Source organism: Mycolicibacterium pyrenivorans (genome assembly GCF_025821625.1).
GTDB lineage: Bacteria > Actinomycetota > Actinomycetes > Mycobacteriales > Mycobacteriaceae > Mycobacterium > Mycobacterium pyrenivorans.
The window spans coordinates 11146-34322 of sequence record NZ_JACKSH010000168.1 but is presented as its reverse complement, the minus strand read 5'-3'; the positions used below and the strand labels follow the sequence as shown (position 1 = coordinate 34322).

The following is a 23177-nucleotide window of genomic DNA, read 5'->3' as shown; positions in this document are numbered from 1 at the left end:
CGTGGCGGAGTCGGCGCCCGCGCCCATGGCGGCCCTGCTGCGCCGTGCCGCCGACCTGCTGGCCCTGGGCGCCGACCCGGCCCGGGCGTGGGCGAGTCCCGTCGAGCCTGCGGACAAACACATGCAGGCGTTCATGAGGATGGCCCGCCGGTCGGCGTCGTCGGGGGTCGCGCTGGCGCAGGGAATCGAGGATCTCGCCGTCCAACTGCGCGGTGACGCGGCAGACGCCGCAAGCGCCAGGGCGGAGCGTGCCGCGGTCCTGATCGCGGGACCGCTCGGGCTGTGTTACCTGCCCGCCTTTCTGTGCCTGGGCATCGTGCCCGTCGTCGCCGGGTTGGCCGGTGACGTCCTGCGCTCGGGAGTGCTGTGACCAACAATGGAGGAGAAACGCATGATGCAAGAACGCTTTCGGGACCTGCGTGCCCGCGTGGTCATCCTCGTCGTGGCCGACGACGGCATGTCGACGGTCGAGTACGCCATCGGCACGATCGCCGCGGCCGCGTTCGGGGCCATCCTCTACACCGTCGTCACCGGGGATTCGATCGTGAGCGCGCTGACCAACATCATCACCCGGGCGCTGAACACCAACGTCTAGGTGCAGAAGCCGGAACAGTCACCGCGGAGGCGGCTTTCGCGATCCTCGCGCTGGTGGCCGTCATGGTGGTCTGCCTGGCGGGCCTCGTCGCGGTGTCCATGCAGGTGCGGTGCGTGGACGCCGCCAGGGAGGCGGCGCGGCTGGCCGCACGTGGCGACGACGGGGCCGCCGCGCGGGCGGCACGCACGGTCGCGCCGGCGGGTGCGGTGCTGGATCTGCGGCGTGACGGTGACGACGTGGTCGCCACGGTCACCTCGAGATCGGCGCTACTGCCAGGGGTTTCGATCACCGCCGATGCCGTCGCCGCCGCCGAACCCGACGCCGGATGAACGGGGATCGGCCACCCTGATCGCGGCGGCCATGACCGCGGCGCTGCTCGTCGTCACCGTGGGAGGTGCGCACGTGGGGTCGGCGGTGGTCGCGCGCCACCGTGCGCAGGCCGCCGCCGACCTCGCCGCTCTTGCTGCTGCGGCCTACGTGCCCGGCGGCGCCGAGAGCGCCTGCGCGCGGGCGGCTCTGCTGGCGCGCGCGATGGGCACGGCCGCGGTGGCCTGCACCCTGGACGGACTCGATGTCGTCGTCACGGTGGAGGCGGCTGCGGGCCTGGGTGTCGCCGGGAGGGCACCTGCCAGGGCGCTGGCCAGGGCAGGCCCCGTGATACCGGACGGCACCGCGGACTAGGTCTTGGTGGCTTTCTCCTTGCGCGAGCGGGCCTTTCGCGTACCCTGAGCCGGTTCGTCGGACTCCTGCAAGCCCGCCAGTGCGAGTTCTTCCTGCGTGGGCAACCGCATCGCGGCCAGGCCGGCGTAGACGCCCTTGTCCAGCTCGACTCGGTTGACCGATATGTGCACCGGGATCCACCCGCCGTGGTGGGCGACCATGCGCAACACACCCGAGGTCGCTCCGGTCGCGAACTCGGCCTCCATCGCGGCCAGGGTGTCCTTGTCGTCCGGATGGGCCCGCTCTCCGACGATTCCGGCGCGCCAGTCGAAGAACGGAACCGGTTCGTCCAGCCATTTCAGCAGGGTCCAGTGCCGTGGATCGACCAGCGCCCGGTGCACGCCGGGTTCGGCGAGGCTGTCGAGGATCCGCTGGCCCAGGAGATCCTCCTGGATGCTCGGCCCGTCTTGCACGCTGCGCCAGTTCATCGCCCGGCAGATCAGCCGCTCCACGCCGTCGTCCCACTCTTCGAACAGGGACCGGGCGACGAAGCCGACGGTGATCCGCTCACCCCGGTAGTCGGTGACGTCCCACGTGTTGCAGATCGTCAGGCCCCCTTCGGGCTTGATCACCATGCTCAGGATCTCGGCTTCGTTGGGGTTGAGGTCACGCCGCGGCAGGTCGTCGATGAACGCCCGCCCGTGCGTGGTCTCCTTGGCCGGATCCCACCCACCGATCCGCAGCGATTCGGATGTGTCCGTCGCGGTCCCCGTTGACAGGTCCCAGATCAGTGGACCGACGACCGGCCGCGGGGGCGGCTCCTCGTCGGGCGCCCCCAGCCAGATCTGGACACCGTGGATGCGACCATCGGACATCTGGACCACCTCGGTGCAGATCACGCGGTCGTTCTTCGGCGTGATGCTGCTGAGCCCCTTGCCTGCGCGCACCGTCTCACCGATGGCGCTCTGGATGGCCATCAGATGCGGGTGCCGCCTCAAGAATGTGCTGATCGGTACCAGGTTCTTGGTGTGCGCGCCTTCTGCGACGACAGCAGGCTCGCTGCCCAGCGTTTCCACGAGCAACCAGTCGTGGGTCATGGCGATGATCCTACCGATGGGTAAACCGCCCTCCCGTGATGGAACGGCAACGAAATCCGTGAAGCGCGGCGCTCCCGAGTACGGCTTCGTACCGCCGGACCTGCCCATTCTGTGTTGCAGCCACCGCTCGGACAAGGTAATTTGCGACTGAACCTGGCAGGCGGGAACGGAAACGAATCCCGCAGTCCGGCTGTTCGCCGCCGTAGTTCGGCATTTGCCGCGGCGTCCACCTCGGACCCGTGTTCTGTGACGTCCGCAGGCGATCGTCGAGGGGTCGGTCGCCACGTGGATTCATTCGATTCTTGCCCCGAGCGAGCCGAGCACCAGCCGTAACACCCGCACCGCGCCGTCCTTGTCCAGTGGATCGTTGCCGTTCCCGCACTTGGGCGACTGCACGCAGGACGGGCAACCCATCGGGCACTCGCACGCCTCGATCGCCGCCGCGGTGGCCGCCCACCACGCAGCGATCGTGCGGAATCCGCGGGCCGCGAAGCCGGCACCGCCCGGATAACCGTCGTACACGAAGATCGTCGGCAGGCCGTCGACCGGCCCGACGGCGGTGGAGACCCCGCCGATGTCGCCGCGGTCGCAACTGGCGAGCAACGGGAGCAAGCCGATGGCGGCGTGTTCGGCCGCATGCAGTGATCCCGGTATGCGGAGTGGGTCGATTCCGATGTCCAGCAACGCTTCTGGCGTGATCGTGCACATGACTGCCATCGTTTCCAGGGTGCGCGTCGGCATGTCGAGCTCGACGAAGTCGATCACCTCACCGTCGAGCCGGCGGCGCAGGTAGCCGGTGACGGTGTTGCTCACCGACACGGGCACCAGTCCGACCGCGACGGGCCCGTGGTCGGACCGCTCGCCCCGCCCGGTGACGCTGATGTCGGTCAGCTCCCGCGCGAACGTGGTGTAGCCGGGATCCTCGGCATGTACGAACGCGATGCCGTCCTCGAAGTCCAGGGAGTCGACCAGGTAGCTCTCGCCCTGATGCAGATAGACCGCGCCGGGGTGCACCGACGCCGGCGCCTGACCCGCCCCCGCGCTGCCCAACATGCGTCCCGTGTCGACCTCCAGGATCGCGATCTGCCCGCCGGTGGACCCGCGGATGTCCACGGCCGGATGCGGATCGACGCCGGGGGTGGGGAAGTAGCCGCTCGGTCGCCGGCGAAGCAACCCGTCGTCGACCAATTCGGCCGCCACCGCCTCGGCGTCCCACACGCGCACCTCGGCGTCGGTCAACGGCAGCTCGGTGGCGGCGCACAGAAGCTGCGGCCCAAGGACATACGGGTTCGCCGGGTCGATGACGACACGTTCGATGGGCTTGTCGAGCAGGGCGGACGGATGATGAACGAGATAGGTGTCGAGGGGATCGTCACGGGCTATCAGCACCACGAGTGCCCCTTGCCCGCGCCGGCCCGCCCGCCCGGCCTGCTGCCAGAACGACGCGACGGTGCCGGGGAATCCCGCCAGCACCACGGCATCGAGGCCGGCGATGTCCACGCCGAGCTCGAGGGCGTTGGTCGTCGCCACCCCGCGCAGTTCGCCGTCGGCCAGGGCGCGCTCGAGTCGGCGACGGTCCTCGGCGAGATAACCGGCACGGTAGGACGCCACCAGCTGTGACAGTTCCGGGGCCGTCTCCGCCAGCCGGGTGCGGGCCCCCAGCGCGGTGAGTTCGGCTCCCCGACGTGACCGCACGAACGCCAGCATCCGGGCGCCCTCGGCGACCAGGTCCGCCATCACCCGTGCTGCCTCGGCCCCGGCCGAGCGCCGGACCGGGGCGCCGTTCTCGCCGATCAGGTCGTCGATCAGCGCCGGTTCCCACAGCGCCACCGTGCGTGCCCCCTGCGGGGATCCGTCGTCGGTCACCTCCATCACCGCCTGGCCTATCAGCTCGGAGGCGGTGATCGCGGGCTGCGCGGTAGTCGCGCTGGCGAAGATCACCGTGGGCAGTTCACCGGTCGCCGAGTACCGCGCGCACAGCCGCAGCAGGCGGCGCAGCACCATCGCCACGTTGGATCCGAAAATGCCTCGGTAGTAATGGCATTCGTCGACCACGACGTAGCGCAGGTTGCGCAGGAACACCGCCCAGCGGGCGTGGTTGCGCAGCAGGGAGAGATGGATCATGTCCGGGTTCGAGAAGATCCACCGGGATCGTTCCCGCGCGAAGCGCCGTACCTCGGTGGGACTGTCGCCGTCGTATGCCGTGGGCGCGACATCGCCGAGCCCGGGCACCGCGGAGGTGAGTGCCGCCGCCGACCGCAACTGGTCGTGTCCGAGTGCCTTGGTCGGCGACAGGTACAGCGCCCTGGCCCGCGGATCATCTTTCAGCGCCGTCAGTATCGGTAGCTGGTAGGCCAGCGACTTGCCCGACGCGGTGCCCGTGCTCAGCACGACGTGTCGTCCGTCGCGAGCGAGGTCGGCCGCCGCCAGTTGATGCGACCACGGCGCCTCGACGCCCCGATCACGGAAGGCTCGCACCACATCTGGGTCGGCCCAGGGCGGCCACGCCCCGGTGCGGGCCCGCCGCGGCGGCAGATCCGCGACATGGCGGAGCGGATGTTCGTCGGCGGCGGTGCCCTCGACCGCGCACGCGAGCAGCTCGCGGCCGAAGTCCAGCACCGGATCTGTCACCTGGGACCTCCCCGGGACGTCTGAGAAAGGCGTTGCGATCCCGTCGTACGTGAATTGTTCACTACGTGATTGCTCCGAGACTGTCGCCGCAGCCCCGAACGTGATTGACTTACTGCGGTCGCAGCTTCTGTGTTCGTGTTCGCACTCGCAGGATCGTCGTTGCGATCGCGGTTCCTGCGAGGGTTGTAGGTCGGGTCAGTTCCGAGCACTCCACGAAGGTATGGCGGTCGGAACGGGCCCGGTACACCGGAAGTCGGTGGACCGCTCCCGGTAGTAGAAGAGAAGGAAAGTACGAGAGATGCCACAGGGAACTGTGAAGTGGTTCAACGCAGAAAAGGGCTTCGGCTTCATCGCCCCCGAAGACGGCTCCGCTGACGTGTTCGTCCACTACACGGAGATTCAGGGCAGCGGATTCCGCACCCTGGAAGAGAACCAGAAGGTCGAGTTCGAGGTCGGTCAGAGCCCCAAGGGCCCCCAGGCCACCGGCGTTCGGGCCGTCTGAGCGAAGCGGACCAAACCAGAACCTCAACATCACCCCCGTGTCTTCCCCTGGAAGGCGCGGGGGTGTTCTCTGTCGAGGGCCGGCCCGCAGGGCCCGCGGCCCGGCATCACCTCTGCATCGACGGGCTGCCCTAGTGTCACTTGTGTGAGCCAGCTGTCCTTCTTCTCGGCTGAGTCGGTGCCACCGGCCATCGCCGACCTGACAGGAATCCTGGCTGCGCCCGGGCAGGTCGTGCTCGTCGGCGGCCCACAGGGACAGGCGGCGCGGCTGTCGGTCGTGGTCGACCGGTTGTGGCGCGCCGAGGCGCTGGCCGAGATGATCGACGAGGCCGGGCTGCAGCCCGAGATCGCCCGCACCGACGAGGACACCCCGTTGGTCCGCACGTCCGTCGACGCCCGCCTGGTCAAGATCGCCAACCAGTGGACGAGGGGAGCGGTCAAGACCGTGCCGCCGCAGTGGCTGCCGGGACCCCGGGAGCTACGGGCGTGGACGCTGGCGGCCGGAACGCCCGAAGCGGACCGCTATCTGCTCGGACTGGACCCGCACGCGCCCGACACGCATTCGCCGCTCGCATCGGCGATGATGAGGGTCGGGATCGCACCGACGCTGATCGGCACCCGCGGGACACATCCGGCGTTGCGGATCAGTGGGCGGCGACGGCTATCGCGCCTGGTAGAGAACGTGGGGGAACCTCCGGGCAGCGCCGAGGCGTTGTCGCAGTGGCCGCGGACCTAGCCGTCTGGTGGCCATCGGGGGTGTAGGGGCCAGTTTGCGTCGGCAGGCCCGGGGTGCGAAATTGTCAGTTGCCGCAGCGGTCGCACAGGTATGCGATGCTCGCGTGCAAACGGAGAAGTGGAGCTAGTCAAAGGTGGCTGACGGGGACCGCGGCAGCGGCAAGAACGGTGCTGTTCGACGACTCGTCATTGTCGAGTCGCCCACCAAGGCGCGCAAAATCGCCGGTTACCTGGGCTCCAACTACATCGTCGAGTCGTCCCGCGGACACATTCGCGACCTGCCCAGGGCCGCGGCGGACGTCCCCGCCAAGTACAAGTCGGAGCCCTGGGCGCGGCTTGGGGTCAACGTCGACCATGACTTCGAACCGCTCTACATCATCAGCCCGGACAAGAAGAGCACCGTCGCCGATCTGAAGGAAAAGCTCAAGAACGTCGACGAGCTCTATCTGGCCACCGACGGTGACCGCGAGGGCGAGGCCATCGCCTGGCACCTGCTCGAGACGCTGAAACCGCGCATCCCGGTCAAGCGGATGGTGTTCCACGAGATCACCGAGCCCGCGATCCGCGCGGCCGCCGAAGACCCGCGCGACCTTGACAATGACCTGGTCGACGCCCAGGAGACCCGCCGCATCCTCGACCGCCTGTACGGCTACGAGGTCAGCCCCGTGCTGTGGAAGAAGGTCGCCCCGAAGCTGTCCGCCGGTCGCGTGCAGTCCGTCGCGACCCGCATCATCGTCCAGCGCGAACGCGAGCGCATGGCGTTCCGCAGCGCCGGCTACTGGGACGTCACCGCCGAGCTGGACGCCAGCGTTTCGGATGCCACCGCATCTCCTCCCAGGTTCACCGCCAAGCTCAACACCGTCGACGGGCGACGGGTGGCCTCCGGGCGCGATTTCGACTCACTGGGCGCGGTGCGCAAACCCGACGAGGTGCTCGTCCTCGATGAGGCCGCTGCCAACGCGTTGGCCACAGGCCTGCGCGGCGCGCAACTGGCGGTCTCGTCGGTCGAGCAGAAGCCCTACACGCGCCGCCCGTATGCGCCGTTCATGACGTCGACGCTGCAGCAGGAGGCGGGCCGCAAGCTGCGGTTCTCGTCGGAGCGCACGATGAGCATCGCGCAGCGCCTGTACGAGAACGGCTACATCACCTACATGCGTACCGACTCGACGACGCTGTCGGCGAGCGCTGTTGAAGCTGCGCGCAATCAGGCCCGCCAGCTCTACGGCGAGGAGTACGTGCACCCATCGCCGCGCCAGTACACCCGCAAGGTCAAGAACGCCCAGGAGGCCCACGAGGCCATCCGCCCGGCCGGTGACGTGTTCCAGACCCCGGGGCAGCTGCACGCCCAGCTCGACACCGACGAGTTCCGCCTCTACGAGCTGATCTGGCAGCGCACCGTCGCCTCGCAGATGGCCGACGCCCGCGGCACCACGCTGTCGCTGCGCATCGCCGGCTCCGCGGCGTCAGGCGAGCAGGTGGTGTTCAACGCCAGCGGCCGCACGATCACGTTCGCCGGGTTCCTCAAGGCGTACGTCGAGAGCCTCGACGAGCAGGCCGGCGGTGAGGCGGACGACGCGGAGAGCCGGCTGCCGAACCTGACCCAGGGACAGCGCGTCGACGCGAAGGACCTGACCGCCGACGGCCACACCACCAGCCCGCCCGCCCGATACACCGAAGCGTCTCTGATCAAGGCGCTCGAGGACCTCGGCATCGGCCGACCGTCGACCTACTCGTCGATCATCAAGACCATCCAGGACCGCGGCTACGTGCACAAGAAGGGCAGTGCGCTGGTCCCGTCCTGGGTGGCGTTCGCCGTCATCGGGCTGCTCGAACAGCACTTCGCCCGGCTGGTCGACTACGACTTCACCGCCGCCATGGAAGACGAGCTCGACGAGATCGCCTCAGGAAATGAGCGAAGGTCCAACTGGCTCAACAACTTCTACTTCGGTGGTGACCACGGCGTCGAGGGCTCGATCGCGCGCGCCGGCGGGCTCAAGAAGCTCGTCGGCGGCAACCTCGAGGAGATCGACGCCCGGCTGGTCAACTCCATCAAGCTCTTCGACGACGCTGAAGGGCGGGCGGTCAACGTCCGCGTCGGCCGCAACGGGCCGTATCTCGAGCGGATGATCATCGGTGACCCCGATAAGCCAGGAGAGCTGACCCCGCAGCGGGCCAACCTCAGCGACGACCTGACGCCCGATGAGCTGACGCTGGAGCTGGCCGAGAAGGCTTTCGCCACACCGCAAGAGGGACGCTCGCTGGGTATCGACCCGGAGACGGGTCACGAGATCGTCGCCAAGGACGGCCGGTACGGGCCGTACGTCACCGAGGTGCTGCCCGCGCCGCCGGAGGAGCCCGACGACGGGGCTGCTGGAGTTCCGGCGAAGAAGGGCAAGAAGCCGACCGGCCCGAAACCGCGCACCGGCTCGCTGCTGCGCACGATGGATCTCGAGACGGTGACGCTGGAGGATGCGCTCCGGCTGCTGTCGCTGCCTCGCGTCGTCGGCGTCGATCCCGCCAGCGGTGAGGAGATCACCGCGCAGAACGGACGTTACGGCCCATACCTGAAGCGCGGCAACGACTCTCGCTCGCTGGCCACCGAGGAGCAGATGTTCGACATCACCCTCGAGGAGGCGCTGAAGATCTACGCAGAACCCAAGCGCCGCGGGAGGCAGGGAGCCGCGACGCCGCCGCTGCGCGAGTTGGGCAACGACGCCGCCAGCGGCAAGCCGATGGTCATCAAGGACGGACGATTCGGGCCCTATGTGACCGACGGCGAAACCAATGCGAGCCTGCGCAAGGGCGACGACGTGCTGTCGATCACCGACGAGCGCGCGTCCGAGCTGCTCGCCGATCGGCGGGCCCGCGGTCCGGTGAAGAAGGTGGCGAAGAAGTCGCCTGCGAAGAAGGCGGCCAAGAAGGCCCCGGCCAAGAAGGCCGCGAAGAAGAGCTAGCGGGACAGATCCACTTCGTCGGCCGTCACCAGGTTCACCGGGCGCGCGAGCTGCGTCGGCGCGGTGCGTCCGCGCAGTTCGACGATCTCCCCGACATCCCAGCACAGGGCCTCTGAGTCCAGTGCGTCGCTGACGGCGATCGCCGATGCCAGCACGTGGCCCTTCTCGTGTTTCGCCAGCTCGGTCAGCCGCGCCGCCTCGTTGACGGGGTCACCGATCACCGTGTACTCGAAGCGGGCCTGTGCGCCGATGTGACCCGCGATCGCCCTGCCCGCGGACACGCCGATGCCGAAATCGGTCTCGCCGAGCACCTCGATGAGCTCGTCGTGCAGTTCCCGTGACGCGGCCAGCGCCGCCCCAGAGGCGTCGGGATGCTCGATGGGCACACCGAAGATGGCCAGCGCCGCGTCACCCTGGAACTTGTTGACGAAGCCGCCGTGGCGGTTGACGGTGTCGACGACGACCCGGAAGAAGTCGTTGAGCAGGCTGACGACGTCGGAGGCCGGACGCGTCGCCGCCAGTTGGGTCGAACCGACCAGGTCCACGAACAGCACGGCCACGTCGCGCTCCTGGCCGCCGAGTTCGGTGCCCCGCTCCAGGGCCCGGCGCGCGACGTCCTCGCCGACGTACCGTCCGAACAGGTCGCGCAGCCGCTGCCGTTCGGCCAGGTCGCGCACCATGTCGTTGAAGCCGGCCTGGAGCAGGCCGAGCTCGCTGGCGTCGTAGATCTGCATGTGGGCGTTGTAGTTGCCGCGCTGCACCTCGCCGAGCGCCCAGCGCAGCTGGCGCAACGGGTCGGCGATCGACATCGCCACCAGCACGGTGCTGGACAGACCTATCACCAGCGCCGCGATCGCCAGCAGCAGGATCGTCGTGGTGAGGCGTTCGGCGGGCGCGGTGAGGATCGCGAACTTGCTGGCTACCAGCGCGAGCACGATCGTGAGGACCGGCACGCCGGTCGACAGCACCCACGTCAGCACCTGCCGCAGGATCACCCCGGGCGCATGGAAGGTCTCCGGTACCCCGCCGCGCAGGGCGGCGACGGCCACCGGCCGGAGCACCCGCTCGGACTGCAGGTAGCCGATGATCGCGGTGGCGGTGGCGCCCAGTCCGGTGGCCACGGCCACCACCGGCGCCGACTTGCTGGCCACCGGCCAGCTGGCGACGATGAACACCACCGAGCAGAGCAGCCAGTTGGTGGCGCTGATCACCGAGCGGTAGAACGGCATCTTCAACGCCCGCATGCGCGTCACTTCGGTGGCGGCCGGGTCGCGGTCGCCGAGCAGCATGTCGCGGCGCTGCCAGCGCATGACGGGGATGAGCATGCGCAGCGTCAGGTACGACGCCACGGTGAACGACACGAACAGGTAGCCGAGGAAGATCGCCAGGTTGTAGGTGGGCAGGTCCTGCAACTGGATGCGGTCCTCGGGGGGCAGGCCGAAGCGCAGGAAGCCGAGGACCAGCAGAGCGCCGATGATGTCGGCCTGCAGCATGCCCAGCGTGAACACCGGCCACGGGGTGCGCGCGACCCAGCGGACGAACGCGCTGATTCGCCCCACCTCGATCGCTTCGGCGGCCATTGGTTCACCGTATCGGGCGCGGCGGACGGCGACGGGGCGTCTGGGACGGACGTGTCGGTTCGCAGCACTACTGTTATCGGCGATGGCAGGTGTTTTCTCGCGTCTTGTGGGCCAGGACGCTGTGGAGTCGGAGCTGACGGCCGCCGCGCGCGCCGCCCGCGGTGATTCGGCTCACAGTGACGGCGGCGACGTGGCCGGAGCCGCAGTGGGGACGATGACGCACGCGTGGCTCATCACCGGGCCGCCGGGGTCGGGCCGGTCGGTGGCTGCACTGTGCTTCGCGGCCGCCCTGCAGTGCACCTCGGGGGCCACCCCGGGCTGCGGCGAGTGCCGGGCCTGCGCCACGACCATGGCGGGCACCCACGCCGACGTGCGCCGGATCATCCCGGAGGGACTGTCCATCGGCGTGGACGCGATGCGCACCATCGTGCAGATCGCATCGCGACGGCCAGGCACCGGCCGCTGGCAGATCGTCGTGATCGAGGATGCCGACAGGCTCACCGAGGGAGCGGCCAACGCGCTGCTGAAGGTCGTCGAGGAACCACCGCCGTCGACGGTGTTCCTGCTGTGCGCGCCGTCGGTGGACCCGGAGGACATCTCGATCACGCTGAGGTCGCGCTGCAGGCACGTCGCCCTGGTCACCCCGCCGGTGGACGCCATCGCCGGGGTGCTGATGGAGTCCGACGGGCTTCCCGAGAACGATGCGGCGTGGGCGGCGTCGGTCAGCGGCGGACATGTCGGACGGGCCAGACGGCTGGCGACCGACGAGCAGGCGCGGCAGCGGCGGCTGCGGGCACTGAGCCTGGCGCGCGACGCCGCGACGCCCTCGCGCGCCTATGCCGCCGCCGAGGAGTTGGTGGCCACGGCCGAGGCGGAGGCCAAGGCGCTGACCGGGGACCGCAACGAGGCCGAGGCAGAGGAGTTGCGCACCGCGCTGGGCGCCGGCGGCACGGGCAAGGGCACCGCCGGGACGATGCGCGGCGCCACCGGTGCGATCAAGGATCTCGAGCGTCGCCAGAAGTCACGTCAGACCCGCGCGTCGCGCGACGCGCTCGACCGGGCCCTGATCGACCTCGCCACCTACTTCCGGGACGCCCTGCTGGTCTCGTCGGGTGCGGCGGACGTGACGCCGAACCATCCCGACATGGCGGAGAAGGTCGCGGCGATGGCGGCTCACGCGACGCCCGAGAAGCTGCTGCGCTGCATCGAGGCGGTGCTGGAGTGTCGCGAGGCCCTTGCGGTCAACGTCAAGCCCAAGTTCGCGGTCGACGCGATGGTCGGCACCGTCGGTCAGGCGCTGCGCGGCTGACGCCCGGCGGGCTGGAGCGTCCGACCCGGGATCAACTTGGGTAGCCGACCGGCCCTGTCGTAGACTCAGGCCGCCGGCGGGATCGAACGCTCTTCGCGTGAGCGCTCATCGCCCCCCGGCACGCCGCCCTAGCTCAGTCGGTAGAGCAATTCACTCGTAATGAATAGGTCAGGGGTTCGATTCCCCTGGGCGGCTCCGTCTGCCAGCGTAAACAGTCTCAGAACCAGCTTGGCTTCTGCTCTTGGCCGCGGCGACGGCAGTTGCATTCGCCGTGGCGCTCGGCGCGAGCCGCCACCGGCTGCTGACCGGGGTGTCCTCTTCGTCTAAGCGAACGGGAACTTCATAGCCAGCAGCCTGGCCTCCCTCATTCGTATTCGCGAAGGATCCTGTCGAGCTCCTCAGGCGGCATGCGGTCGATGTCTGCCTGGGTCAGTGAAACGCCGCGGCTCTCCAGATATGTGAGGTCGATGAGCCTGCCATCGGGTTTGCGATAAGCCGTCCGCCGGCTCTGACGAGGTCGCCCGGGCTTTCGTTCCCAGTCGTGCGCGAACTTGCGGACCGCCGCGGCATCCCATATCGCACCCCCCCGCAGCTCGGCCAGGGGGCTGGGAAACGCGGCTGTAGAACGCAGTTGGTGCACCCGCTGCCGTGCCACACCGAGTTCCTCAGCGATCTCCGCGGCGGACATCAACTCCGGCAGGGTCGGCTCATCAGCGCGGCGCTGCTGCTCGTCCTCGGTGATCGTCTCCACACCGATCGGCGGGCGGCCGATGATCTCGGCGGCAAGGTCACAACCCTCGCAGGTGGCCTTGATCATGTCGGAGATCGGCAGATAGACGGTCATGGTCGCCTGGTGCAGCTTCGGAATCCGGGACAGCGACCCGTCGACGCCGCGCTCATCCAGTGCGGTCTCCCACGCGTCCATCGTCGCCTCGTCGGGGTCGACGTCGAAGGTAGTGCGCACAACCCAGTCGGTCACCGGCCCTTCTCCTTTCTGCGCTGGGCTTTCTGTTCCTTCTTGCTTGGTGGCGGCACTTGGAGGCCCGCTTTGCGGAGTGCGACGTGCAGGTCGGCCATGCGGCGGCGCGGGTTGCTCGGCGTCGCCGGGTATCGGCCGACGTAGTTGCCTCGCGGGTCGTAGAACCGGGTGTAGCCCTTGGTGTCGTCGTTGACGGTCCAGCCCTGCGACTGCGCCCAATTGGCGATGTCCGCAATGTCGCTGTTCACTCATGATCCCCTTAACTCTTGCGGTATGTCAATAAAAGGACAATACGATACAACGTCAAGAGTTTCGAGGCGCGCGTAGTTCATGGTTAGCCCGCCGACGGCGGGTCATGCCTCGTCGAGCGCCTCCCTGGCCACCTTGCACGCGGTGTTCGCGGCGGGGAATCCGGCATAGCCGCTCGAGTGGTAGACGACCTCGGCGATCTCGTCTTCGGTCAGCCCGTTGTTGCGGGCGATCTGCACGTGGAACCCGAGTTCGTCGGTGGCGCGCAACGCGATCAGAATGCCCAGTGTGACCAGGCTGCGGTCGCGTCGGCTCAACCCCTCGCGGGCCCACAGCCGGCCGAACACGTTGTCGATGCCGATCTCGAGCAGTTCGTCGCCGAACCCGCCGTCGCCGATCCTGTCGACGCCGTCGGGCAGCACACCCGGCAACATCTCACGGAAAACCCGGTAACCCGTCTCACGAATATCGGTCATGCGTCCAGCGTCGCACAGCGCTACCGCGGCGCCACGAACCCGACCGGGCCCGCTGCGACGCACACCGACAGCGCCGACGTGTTCGCCCGCACGGTGATCGCCTCGCCGGCGCCCGGCAGCCGCACGTACACGCGGTTGAGGCCGGGGCGGACCGGAACCTTGACCTCGTCACCGTCGGCCAGCGACAACGTCATCGAGCCGTCGCTGTTGGCCAGGTAGTTGATCTCGGCGGTCCAGTCGGCGGGGAGCAACGGTCCGTCCAGCGGCATGCTGACCGGGAAGTCGGGCTGCACCAGATACCCGCACTGCGGAGCCGGGCCGGGACGGATGGAACGCACCCAGGTCACCTTGGCGTCGACCAGGTTGCCCTTCACGTCCAGCATTCGCAACTCCCCGGTGGCCGATGAGAATTCGGGACGATCGGGGAGCAGGGCGAACATGTGGCTGGCCAGGTTCTCCGGCCACGCCACCCGCTGCAGCACCAGCGGGTCGACCTCCTGGTCCAGCATCGGCGCCGCCGAGGAGGCGTGCGCGGCAGCCAGAGCACTCCGCGCGTTCTGCAGGTACGGCTGTGCGGGGTTGTCACGCCAGCTGGTGAGGAACGTCGCGGTCGAGTAGCCACAGCTGGCCACGAAGGCCACCGCGACGCATCCGACCGAAATCGACCGCGCCGCAGACGAATCCAGCCACCGCGACCGCTCCCGGTTGGGTGCGCACAGGCCGACGGCGGCCAGCAACGCCAGCACCACGACGAGGTCGGGCAGGTAACGCAACGTCTGTGCCAGTTCCAGAGCGGTGAACCGCGACGAGCGCATCAGGTAGATCGGAACCTGGCAGGCCACCGCATATCCCAGAGCCGCCAGCCACGCCGGTCCGATGCGTTGCTTGCGGAGCAACGTCACCGCGACGACACCGGCAAGCGCGACCCAGCCGAGGACCATCACCGCCACGGGAGGGGTCGCCCACGGCGATGCCGGCGCCCACCGCTGCCAGTCCCACGGCCCGCCGACGAGACCCGGAACGATGCCGTGAGTGAACGAGCGCCACAACAGATCCCGCGTCATCGACAGGTCGAGACTCCAGCGTTGCTGATCGACGACCATCAGATACACGCCGACCCAGGCGACAGTGAGCGTCAGGCACACCGTCCACAGGCGCACCCCGCGGCGCCAGACTTCGCGGACCGATCCGCTGTCGGTGACATGGAAGTACAGCGCCGTGACGGTGAACGCGACGAACGCGACGACCGCCGACTTCTCGAAGAACAACAGCCCGCCGAGGTATGCCAGGGCCCCGGTGAGCGCATAGCGTCGGTCGCCGGTGCGCACCAACTGGATCGCGTCGGCGCACACCCACGCCATCGCGGCCAGCATCGGCAGTGAGTTCAACGCCGCCGCCCACCAGGCGAAGCCGGGAACCGCCAGCGGCGTGAACAAGGCAAACGTCAGGGGCACCAACAACACCGGACGCCAGCCGAGGATCACATGCAGCGCCCGCAGCAGCGCCAGCGACGCCACGAGCGCGAGCACCACGAGGCTGATCGCGGGCCACAGCCAGTCCAGCGGTGCGAGCCGGGTGATGACCCCGGCGACCAGGAACGCGCCGGGCATGACGTGCCCGTCGTGGTCGTCGAACAGGTAGCCCGGCGACAGCAGCCCCTGGGTGCCGGCGCGGCCGACCAAGATCAGGTCGTCCCAGTAGAAATAGCCGCCGAACGCCAGCACCGCGCGGATCGCCAGTTGCAGCGCGATCAGCGCCACAGCTGTGCGGGCGACCCAGGATCTCACGAGTGCGGGTAGGCATCTCCGGCGTGCTGACGGGCAATCCACGCCGAGGCGACCATCTCCTCGAGAGAATGCCGCATCTTCCAGCCGAGATCCCGTGCGGCGAGATCGCCGGCAGCCACGATCCTCGCGGGGTCACCCGGCCGACGCGGCATGATCGCAGGCTCGAACGCGACCCCGGTGACGTCGCGGATCGCGGTCATGATCTCCCGCACCGAGGTGCCCGCACCGCTTCCGAGGTTGTACACCGGCTCCACCTCCAGCCCGTCGTCGAGACGCTGCGCGGCCGCGACGTGGGCGGCGGCGAGATCGGAGACGTGGATGTAGTCGCGCACGCAGGTGCCATCCGGCGTCGGATAGTCGGCACCGTTGATGCTCGGGCTCGCGCCGCGGTAGAGCATGTCGAACACCTTCGGGAACAGGTTGTGCGGGCTGGCGTCGAACAACCGCTGCGAGCCGGAGCCGACGACGTTGAAGTACCGCAGGCTGGTGTGACGAAGTCCGGTGGCACGTCCGGCGTCACGCAGCAGCCACTCACCGATCAGCTTCGTCTCCCCGTACGGCGACTCGGGCACCGTCGGGGTGGTCTCGTCGACGATCTCGACGCCGGGGGTGCCGAAGGTGGCGGCGCTGGAGGAGAACACGATCCTGTCGACCCCGGTCAGCTCCATCGCCTGCAGCAGGTTCACCGTGGTCGTGACGTTCTGCTCGTAGGTGTGCAGTGGGCGCTTCACCGACTCGCCCGCGAATTTGTATCCCGCGATGTGGATGACCCCGCGCAACTCGAAGCGCCGCAGCGTGTCCTCGATCAACCCCCTGTCCAGCAGCGTGCCGCGGACGAACGTCGCGGAGTGCGGGACGAACTCCTCGAATCCCGTGGACAGGTCGTCGATCACCACCACCGGGAGGTCGGCGTCGAGCAGGGCGCGGGCCACGTGCGAACCGATGTACCCAGCGCCGCCGGTCACCAGCCAGCCCATGTCGTCTCCTTCTGTCTCGACCTCAGCCCTGCAGCGTATTCGTCTGCCGCCGCGGGGCGTCGCCCAGGCATCGCGCGCCGGCTATCCGGCGGCGGGAACCCTGGCGAGCGCGACGAGGTGCACGGCCATGCCGAGCAGCGGCCCGCACAACAGGGCGACCACGGTACGCACCTCGAGATCCAGCGGCAGCAGCAGCAGCAGCGCGGAGGCCACGGTTGCGGACAGCCAGCCTGCCGCGTAGCCGCGGTGCAGCGCGGCGGCCACCGTGGCCGCACCGGTCAGCGTCAGCAGTGCGATCGCCACCGCTGCCGCGGTGAACCAGGCCAGCAGGACGCCGTCGGCGACGTACTCCGCACCGAAGGCCGCCTGCAGCAGCCAGGGTCCGAACATCCCCGCGGCGGCGACCCCGACGACGCCGAGCGCGCCGACCACGGCCGCGGGCACGATCAGCGCCCGCAGTCGGTGGCTGCGCTGGTCGACGAAATGTGCGATCAGATTGCCCTGCATCGCGGTGAGCGGAACGAGCAGCGGAGCGCGGGTCAGCGTCACTGCGAGGATCACCACCCCGCCCGCGGCCCCGAGATCGCCGCCCGAGGTGGCCTTCAGCAGCACGGGAAAACCCATCACCAGCACGGCGCTGGCACCGGCGGCGGCGATCGAATGCCCGGCACCGCGCAGGAATGTCATCGTGCCGCCCGGCGCGCGCAATCGGGCGGCCGCGCGTGTCGCCGGCGAGGCGAGCATCATCAACAGCCACGCGATCGAGCCCGCGACGGTGGCCCACAGATAGCCGCCGAGCCCCCAGCCCACCGCGAAGGTGGCCGCCGCGACGGTCACCCGCAGCACCGCGTCGGTGACCATCAGCGCGCCGTACTCGGACCACCGGTCGACCCCGGCGAGCGCACCGAGAAGCGTGGTGTGCAGGCAGAAGCCCGCCAGCCCGACGGACAGCAGCGCGACGCTGAGAAGGCGATCTTCGACGAAGACGTGCGCCGACCACAGCGGGGAGGTGAGCGCGATCAACGCCGCTGCGGCGAGACCGACCCCGGTCGCGATCCGCAGCGGGTGGGTTCGCTCACCCTCTGGATCGGCGCGGCGGCGATCCAGGGAGCGGACCTCGCGCGTCGTCTCCTGCAGCAGGCCGAAGGCGGCACCGCTGGCCAGCCCGAACGCTCCCCAGAACACCCCGAACACGGAGAACCCGGCAGGCTCCAGGTCGCGCGCGGCGAGGTAGAGCACCGCGTACCCGCACAGCGCCGACAGTGCCGTCGCCGCTCCGACACGGACCACGCTGCCCCGGGTGACCGCGCCCGAGGGCCCCGCAGTCGCATCGGTCACGACAGGGAGTCCAGCGGCGGAACCTTCGGTGAGTACAGCCATGCGGCCCACAGCGGGCGCAGCGAATTGTGGGCGTACTGCGCCGCCAGACCGGTGAAGTCGTCGGTCACCACACTGCTGTGCCGGTAGCGGTCCGCCCAATCCTTGAGCAGCGCAAAGAAATCGGAGTCGCCGATCTCCTTGCGCAGCGCATGCAGGGTGAGCGCGCCGCGTTTGTACACCCGGTCGTCGAACATGTCGCGGGGACCCGGGTCGGCGAGCACGAGATCCTGCGGCGAGTCGATCAGTCGCTGGTGGTAGTGGCGGGCCAGTTCGTCGGCGCTCTCCTCCCCGCAGTGCTCCGACCACAGCCACTCCGCGTAGCAGGCGAAGCCTTCGTGCAGCCAGATGTGGCGCCAGCGCTGCACGGTGACGGAGTTCCCGAACCACTGGTGGGCCAGCTCGTGCGCGATCAGCCGTTCCGAACTGCGCTTCCCGTCGCAGTGGTTGGCGCCGAAGATCGAGATCCCCTGTGCCTCGAGGGGAATCTCGAGGTCGTCGTCGGTCACCACCACGGTGTAGCCATCGGCCAGGGGATAGGGCCCGAACAGCTTCACGAACAACTTCATCATCTGCTGCTGGCGGCCGAAATCGTAGGTGAAGTCCTCGCGGATCCGGTCGGGCAGCACCGCGAAGACCTCGACACCGTTCTTCGCCATCCGGTGACGGTCGTACACCCCGATCTGCAACGTGATGAGGTACGTCGCCGTGGGCTCGGCCTGCTCGTAGACCCACGTGGTCATGCCTGCGCGGGCCGGGCGTGCCAACAGCTTGCCGTTGGCGAGGGCGAAATACGGGCTCTCCGTGCTGATCTGGACCCGGAAGCTGGCCTTGGCGCTGGGGTGGTCGTCGCACGGGAACCACGACGCCGCCCCGTTGGGCTGCCCGGCCACCAGCACGCCCTCGGTGAGTTCCTCGAAACCGACGTCGCCCCAATGGGTTCGGATCGGCCGGGGGGTGCCGCCGTAGCGCACCGCGATCGTCATCGCCGCGCCCGCGGGCAACCGGTCTCCCAACGTGATGTGCAGCTTTCCCGCCGAGGTGCGGAACTGGGAGGGCCGCTTGCCGTTCACGGTCACCTTGGACACCGCGAGGGCGGCCGACAGATCGAGGGTGAACGTCTTCAGTTCGGCCAGCGTGACGGCCGTGATCGTCGCCGAACCGGCGAGCCGGTTGATCGCGACCTTGTATTCGAGTTCGAGTTCGTAGCGTGACACGCGGTAACCGAAGTTACCGGTGCCGGGCAGGTACGGGTCGATGACCGGTGGACCGCCCTTCTTGGCCGCCCGTCTGCGTCCCGTCACGCGGCGGCTGTCTTCCTGGTCTTGGGACCCGGCGAGTCGGCCTTCTTCTTGCGGGACGGATTCCACGGCGCGATCGGGTTGCCCTGCCAACGGGTCGACGCAGGCACCTCGTCGCCGCGCATCACCAGCGACGCCGGGCCGATGGTGGCCCCGGCTCCGATGCGCGCCGCGGGCAACGCGACGCAGTGCGGCCCCAACGTCGCACCCTTTTCCAGGACGACGGTGTCCATCCGCATGATGCGGTCATGGAACAGGTGGGTCTGCACGACGCACCCACGGTTGACGGTCGCGCCGTCCTCGAGCGTCACCAGGTCGGCCTCGGGAAGCCAGTAGGTCTCACACCACACACCTCGTCCGATCTTCGCGCCCAGCGCCCGCAGCCACAGATTCATCACCGGTGTACCCGTTGCCGCCCTGGCGAACCACGGCGCGGCCACGGTCTCGACGAATGTGTCCGACACCTCATTGCGCCACACGAACGAAGACCACAACGGATGCTCGACCGCGCTGATCCGGCCGACCACAACCCATTTGGCGATCACCGCGACACCGCCTGCCACCGCGCCCGCCGCCAGCAGGATCGGCCCCGCTGCCGCCACCGCCCACGGCCAGCCCGCGGTCACCGCGACCGCCTGGATGGACAACAGCACCGCCACCCCGATCGCGAACGTCACCACGACGGGGACGAACCGGAAGGTCTCCACGGTGGCGCGCAACGCCTTCAGCCGCGCGGACGGATGGAAGGTGCGCAACGCGTCGGCGGCGGTCGGCCGCCGGCGCAGCCGCACCGGCGGGCTGCCCAGCCACGACGAGCCCGCCTTGGCCTTGTGCGGGGTCGCCGACAGAACCGCGACGAGCCCGTCGTCGGGCACCCGACGCCCGGGCTGGGTGATGCCCGAGTTGCCCAGGAACGCCCGCTTGCCGACCGTCGCCCTCGCGACGTGGATCCAGCCGCCGCCCAGTTCGTAGGACGCGACCATGGTGTCGTCGGCGAGGAACGCGCCGTCCTCGATGACGGTGAACTTGGGGATCAACAACGCCGTCGAGATCTCGGTGCCTGCGCCCACCTTGGCGCCGAGCAGGCGCAGCCACCAGGGGGTGAGCAGGCCGGCGTAGACAGGGAACAGGTAGTTGCGCGCGGCGTCCATCAGCCGTTCGGTGGCCCACAGCTGCCAGCCCGACCGGCTGCGCACCGGGTGGTAGCCCTCGTGGAGGCCGACGGCGAGCAGTCGCACGCCGACCACCGTCAGTACGGCGTACGTCAGCACCGCCGCCAGCGTCGCGGGCACGATCCACGTCAGCACCGGCAGCACCGCCGCACCCACCGATGAGGTGTCGCGCACGCCCCATCCGAGGACGGTGAGGCCCGCGGCCAGCGCGGCCAGCGGCAGCGCGCCCAGCAGCACCGATGTCACGCCGTAGACCGCGACCCACAGCGGGGCGCGGGCCGGTCGGTGATCGGGCCACGGATGCTTGGCCTTGCCGGACTTGATCGCGGGCGAGCCCTTCCAGTACTGCCGGTTCTTCACCTTGCCGATGACCCCGGAGCCCGGTGCGACGTCGGCGTTCTTGCCGACCACCGCGCCGGGGAGCAGCGTGGTCCTCGCCCCGACCGTGGCGTCGTTGCCGACCGTGATGGGGCCGACGTGGAACAGGTCGCCGTCGATCCAGTGTCCGCTCAGGTCGACCTCGGGCTCGATGGAACAGCGGTGCCCCAACGTCAGCATCCCGGTCACCGAGGGTGCGGAATGCAGGTCGACCCCGTTGCCGACCGAGTTACCCAGCGCGCGTGCGTAATAGACCAGCCACGGGGCTCCGGCCATGTTCTCCGCGCCGCCCGCCTCGGCCAGCCGCTCGGCCAGCCATACCCGCAGGTGCTCCTGGCCGCCGCGGCGATACGTCCCCGGAGCCAGGCTTCCCACCAGCACCCGCGCCCCGAACACCGCGATGCCCATGCGGCCCATCGGGGTGACGAACAGCAGGAACCCGGCAGCGATCCACCACCAGCCGACGGGCCGGACCCACGGCACCAAAGCCATCGTGGCGGCGATGTTGTTGGCGATCGCCAGCCATACCACCCACTGCATGCCGGTCAGCGCGGCCAGCGGAACCGCCAGTGCGGTCTGAATCGCCTGGGTCAGTCGCGGGACCCGCTTCACCTCGCGCGTTTCCACGATCGGGGGCGGAGCGAGTTCGTCGAGGTAGCCGGCGAGCGACCCGAGCCGGGGGTGGTCGTAGAGCTCAGCGACCGTCACCTGCGGATACCGCTGCCGCAGCGCGGAGATCAGCTGTGCCGCCGACAGCGAGCCGCCGCCGAGGGCGAAGAAGTCGGCCTCGGGTCCGTCGACGGGCGCGGCGAGCACGTCCCGCCACAACCCGGCCAGCCAGCCCAGCGTGCCGCCCAGGTCGGGGCTGGCGTCGTCCCCGGCGTTGCCGACCGGCCAGGGAAGGGCGTCGCGGTCCACCTTCCCCGACGTGCGGGTGGGCAGCTCGTCGACGACGACCAGCCTCGGCACCAGCGCGGCGGGCAGCTCCTCGGACAGCCGGGCGCGCGCCGCGGCCACGTCGAAGGTCTGCTCGGCGCCGGGTGCGGTCACGATGTAGCCGACCAGCAGCGGTGTCCCGCTGGCGGTCTTGCGCACGGCCGCGGCGCCACCGCTGACGCCGGGCAGGTGCACCAGTGCGGTGTCGACCTCGCCCAGCTCGATGCGCCGCCCACCGACCTTGACCTGGTCGTCGGCGCGTCCGACGAAGTACAGACCGTCGGATTCCAGGCGAACCAGGTCGCCGCTGCGGTAGGCGCGGCTCCAGGAGCCGTAGGGGCTCAGTGACGGCATGGCCGCGAACTTCTCGGTGTCCTTCTCGGGGTCGAGGTAGCGCGCCAGCCCCACCCCGCCGATGATGAGCTCGCCGACCTCGCCGAACTGCACGGGCGAGCCGTCCTTGCCGACGACGGCCAGGTCCCAGCCGGGCAGGGGCAGGCCGATGCTGACCGGGGCTCCGCCGGCCTCCAGGCGCGCCGCGCACGCGACGACGGTCGCCTCGGTGGGGCCGTAGGTGTTCCACACCTCGCGGCCGTCCACCGCCAGCCGTTCGGCAAGCTCGGGAGGGCAGGCCTCGCCGCCGAAGATCAGCAGCCGCACCGCCTCCAGCGCCTCGGCGGGCCACAGCGACGCCAGCGTGGGCACCGTGGACACGACGGTGATGTCGCGGGACACCAGCCACGGGCCCAGATCCATTCCGCTGCGCACCAGCGACCGCGGCGCAGGCACCAGGCACGCGCCGTGCCGCCATGCCAGCCACATCTCCTCGCACGAGGCGTCGAACGCCACCGACAGCCCCGCCAGCACCCGGTCACCTGGGCCGATCGCGTTGTCCTGCAGGAACATTCGCGCCTCGGCGTCGACGAATGCCGCCGCGCTGCGATGGGTTACGGCGACGCCCTTGGGCGTCCCGGTCGACCCGGAGGTGAAGATGATCCACGCGTCGTCACGGGTGAGCGGCGGCGCCGCGCGCCAGCCCCGTGACGAACCCGGCCCGCGCACCAGCCCCTGCTCGGTGATCACCGCGACGACGCCGGCTTCGGTGAACACCAGCTCGGCGCGCTCCTGCGGGTCGTCCGCGTCGACCGGGACGTAGGCGGCGCCCGTGGCCAGCGTCGACAGGATCGCGACATACAGCGCGTAGCTGCCCGACGGCATCCGGATGCCGATCCGGTCACCGCGGCCGATCCCGCGCGCCGCGAGCCACGAAACGCTGTCTTCGACGTCGGAGACCAGCTCGGCGTAGGTGAGCTGGACGGTGCCGTCGTCGAGCGCTGTGGCGTCGGGGTGGCGGCGCGCGGTGTCGTACAGGATGTCGATCAGGGTGCGCGGCTCGGAGGCGAACGCCGACAGCACGAACTGGGTGGGGATCTCGGGGGTTGGATCCGCTGCTGTCACGGGTACAAACTACTCAGCGCGCGGG

The 23177-nt window shown here is 69.5% G+C and carries 18 protein-coding genes, 1 tRNA gene and 1 pseudogene; 9 read left to right on the top strand and 11 right to left on the bottom strand.

All coding sequences use genetic code 11. The features are described from left to right. The 4 genes from H7I57_RS20025 to H7I57_RS20010 form a co-directional block, all read left to right on the top strand. Nucleotides 1–370, top strand: a 370-nt coding sequence (locus H7I57_RS20025; protein WP_264025544.1) for a type II secretion system F family protein, incomplete at its 5' end; no start/stop codon positions are given. 21 nt (nucleotides 371–391) lie between these two features. After that, nucleotides 392–595 carry a DUF4244 domain-containing protein gene (locus H7I57_RS20020; protein WP_264025543.1) on the top strand — a complete coding sequence of 68 codons (204 nt, stop codon included), beginning with the start codon at nucleotides 392–394 and terminating at the stop codon, nucleotides 593–595. Nucleotides 596–657: 62 nt separating this feature from the next. After that, nucleotides 658–924, top strand: coding sequence for a TadE family type IV pilus minor pilin (locus H7I57_RS20015; RefSeq protein WP_275081487.1), 267 nt, complete (start codon nucleotides 658–660; stop codon nucleotides 922–924). After that, nucleotides 890–1276, top strand: coding sequence for an Rv3654c family TadE-like protein (locus H7I57_RS20010; RefSeq protein WP_264025542.1), 387 nt, complete (start codon nucleotides 890–892; stop codon nucleotides 1274–1276). Before H7I57_RS20015 ends, H7I57_RS20010 begins: the two co-directional genes overlap by 35 nt. Here H7I57_RS20010 and H7I57_RS20005 read toward each other — a convergent pair. Both H7I57_RS20005 and sftH read right to left on the bottom strand, forming a co-directional pair. After that, nucleotides 1273–2352, bottom strand: coding sequence for a PAS domain-containing protein (locus tag H7I57_RS20005; protein ID WP_264025540.1), 1080 nt, complete (start codon nucleotides 2350–2352; stop codon nucleotides 1273–1275). The two genes, H7I57_RS20010 and H7I57_RS20005, sit on opposite strands and share 4 nt — an antisense overlap. Before the next feature lie 291 nt (nucleotides 2353–2643). Further along, on the bottom strand, nucleotides 2644–4983 hold the full coding sequence (gene sftH, locus H7I57_RS20000) for a DNA 3'-5' helicase SftH (RefSeq protein WP_308204387.1): 2340 nt from the start codon (nucleotides 4981–4983) through the stop codon (nucleotides 2644–2646). A 298-nt stretch (nucleotides 4984–5281) separates the two neighbouring features. On the opposite strand from sftH, the gene H7I57_RS19995 reads away from it, so the two are divergent. The 3 genes from H7I57_RS19995 to topA all read left to right on the top strand — a co-directional run bounded on the left by H7I57_RS19995 (nucleotide 5282) and on the right by topA (nucleotide 9173). After that, on the top strand, nucleotides 5282–5485 hold the full coding sequence (locus H7I57_RS19995) for a cold-shock protein (protein ID WP_006243848.1): 204 nt from the start codon (nucleotides 5282–5284) through the stop codon (nucleotides 5483–5485). Between the two features lie 144 nt (nucleotides 5486–5629). Further along, the gene (locus H7I57_RS19990; RefSeq protein WP_264025539.1) at nucleotides 5630–6220 is read left to right on the top strand and encodes a hypothetical protein; all 591 of its coding nucleotides are present in this window, start codon (nucleotides 5630–5632) and stop codon (nucleotides 6218–6220) included. A 133-nt stretch (nucleotides 6221–6353) separates the two neighbouring features. Next, nucleotides 6354–9173 (top strand): type I DNA topoisomerase, encoded by a 2820-nt coding sequence (gene topA, locus H7I57_RS19985; protein ID WP_264025537.1) that lies wholly within the window; start codon nucleotides 6354–6356, stop codon nucleotides 9171–9173. On the opposite strand, the gene H7I57_RS19980 is transcribed toward topA, so the two are convergent. Continuing rightward, entirely contained in the window at nucleotides 9170–10753 is a 1584-nt protein-coding gene (locus H7I57_RS19980) for an adenylate/guanylate cyclase domain-containing protein (protein ID WP_264025535.1), read from the bottom strand. The genes topA and H7I57_RS19980 overlap by 4 nt on opposite strands. A gap of 82 nt (nucleotides 10754–10835) precedes the next feature. Here H7I57_RS19980 and H7I57_RS19975 point away from each other — a divergent pair, with 82 nt between their 5' ends. Then, on the top strand, nucleotides 10836–12062 hold the full coding sequence (locus tag H7I57_RS19975) for a DNA polymerase III subunit delta' (RefSeq protein WP_264025533.1): 1227 nt from the start codon (nucleotides 10836–10838) through the stop codon (nucleotides 12060–12062). 122 nt (nucleotides 12063–12184) lie between these two features. After that, nucleotides 12185–12257 (top strand) — tRNA-Thr (locus H7I57_RS19970). A 319-nt stretch (nucleotides 12258–12576) separates the two neighbouring features. On the opposite strand, the pseudogene H7I57_RS19965 reads toward H7I57_RS19970, so the two are convergent. The 8 genes and pseudogenes from H7I57_RS19965 to H7I57_RS19930 all read right to left on the bottom strand — a co-directional run. Then, nucleotides 12577–12987: pseudogene (locus H7I57_RS19965) on the bottom strand (hypothetical protein); the annotation flags it as partial. Nucleotides 12988–13037: 50 nt separating this feature from the next. Further along, nucleotides 13038–13289: a hypothetical protein gene (locus H7I57_RS19960; RefSeq protein WP_264025531.1), complete on the bottom strand. Its 252-nt coding sequence runs from the start codon at nucleotides 13287–13289 to the stop codon at nucleotides 13038–13040. Between the two features lie 105 nt (nucleotides 13290–13394). Continuing rightward, complete coding sequence (locus H7I57_RS19955; protein WP_264025530.1) at nucleotides 13395–13766, bottom strand: carboxymuconolactone decarboxylase family protein; 372 nt, start codon at nucleotides 13764–13766, stop codon at nucleotides 13395–13397. Nucleotides 13767–13786: 20 nt separating this feature from the next. Further along, nucleotides 13787–15553, bottom strand: coding sequence for a hypothetical protein (locus H7I57_RS19950; protein ID WP_264025529.1), 1767 nt, complete (start codon nucleotides 15551–15553; stop codon nucleotides 13787–13789). Further along, entirely contained in the window at nucleotides 15550–16530 is a 981-nt protein-coding gene (gene galE / locus H7I57_RS19945) for a UDP-glucose 4-epimerase GalE (RefSeq protein ID WP_264025527.1), read from the bottom strand. Before galE ends, H7I57_RS19950 begins: the two co-directional genes overlap by 4 nt. An 81-nt stretch (nucleotides 16531–16611) precedes the next feature. Beyond that, on the bottom strand, nucleotides 16612–17910 hold the full coding sequence (locus H7I57_RS19940; protein WP_372510299.1) for a hypothetical protein: 1299 nt from the start codon (nucleotides 17908–17910) through the stop codon (nucleotides 16612–16614). Further along, the gene (locus H7I57_RS19935) at nucleotides 17865–19211 is read right to left on the bottom strand and encodes a M1 family metallopeptidase (RefSeq protein ID WP_264025525.1); all 1347 of its coding nucleotides are present in this window, start codon (nucleotides 19209–19211) and stop codon (nucleotides 17865–17867) included. Before H7I57_RS19935 ends, H7I57_RS19940 begins: the two co-directional genes overlap by 46 nt. Beyond that, on the bottom strand, nucleotides 19208–23152 hold the full coding sequence (locus H7I57_RS19930) for a Pls/PosA family non-ribosomal peptide synthetase (RefSeq protein ID WP_264025523.1): 3945 nt from the start codon (nucleotides 23150–23152) through the stop codon (nucleotides 19208–19210). Before H7I57_RS19930 ends, H7I57_RS19935 begins: the two co-directional genes overlap by 4 nt. Between the last annotated feature and the right edge of the window lie 25 nt (nucleotides 23153–23177).

Excerpts from the sequence above, each read along its gene's own strand:
- H7I57_RS20020 (WP_264025543.1), top strand. The coding sequence starts at position 392 with ATGATGCAAGAACGCTTTCGGGACCTGCGTGCCCGCGTGGTCATCCTC.
- H7I57_RS20015 (WP_275081487.1), top strand. The coding sequence starts at position 658 with ATGGTGGTCTGCCTGGCGGGCCTCGTCGCGGTGTCCATGCAGGTGCGG.
- H7I57_RS20010 (WP_264025542.1), top strand. The coding sequence starts at position 890 with ATGCCGTCGCCGCCGCCGAACCCGACGCCGGATGAACGGGGATCGGCC.
- H7I57_RS20005 (WP_264025540.1), bottom strand. The coding sequence starts at position 2,352 with ATGACCCACGACTGGTTGCTCGTGGAAACGCTGGGCAGCGAGCCTGCT.
- H7I57_RS19995 (WP_006243848.1), top strand. The coding sequence starts at position 5,282 with ATGCCACAGGGAACTGTGAAGTGGTTCAACGCAGAAAAGGGCTTCGGC.
- H7I57_RS19980 (WP_264025535.1), bottom strand. The coding sequence starts at position 10,753 with ATGGCCGCCGAAGCGATCGAGGTGGGGCGAATCAGCGCGTTCGTCCGC.
- H7I57_RS19975 (WP_264025533.1), top strand. The coding sequence starts at position 10,836 with ATGGCAGGTGTTTTCTCGCGTCTTGTGGGCCAGGACGCTGTGGAGTCG.
- H7I57_RS19955 (WP_264025530.1), bottom strand. The coding sequence starts at position 13,766 with ATGACCGATATTCGTGAGACGGGTTACCGGGTTTTCCGTGAGATGTTG.
- galE (WP_264025527.1), bottom strand. The coding sequence starts at position 16,530 with ATGGGCTGGCTGGTGACCGGCGGCGCTGGGTACATCGGTTCGCACGTG.
- H7I57_RS19940 (WP_372510299.1), bottom strand. The coding sequence starts at position 17,910 with ATGGCTGTACTCACCGAAGGTTCCGCCGCTGGACTCCCTGTCGTGACC.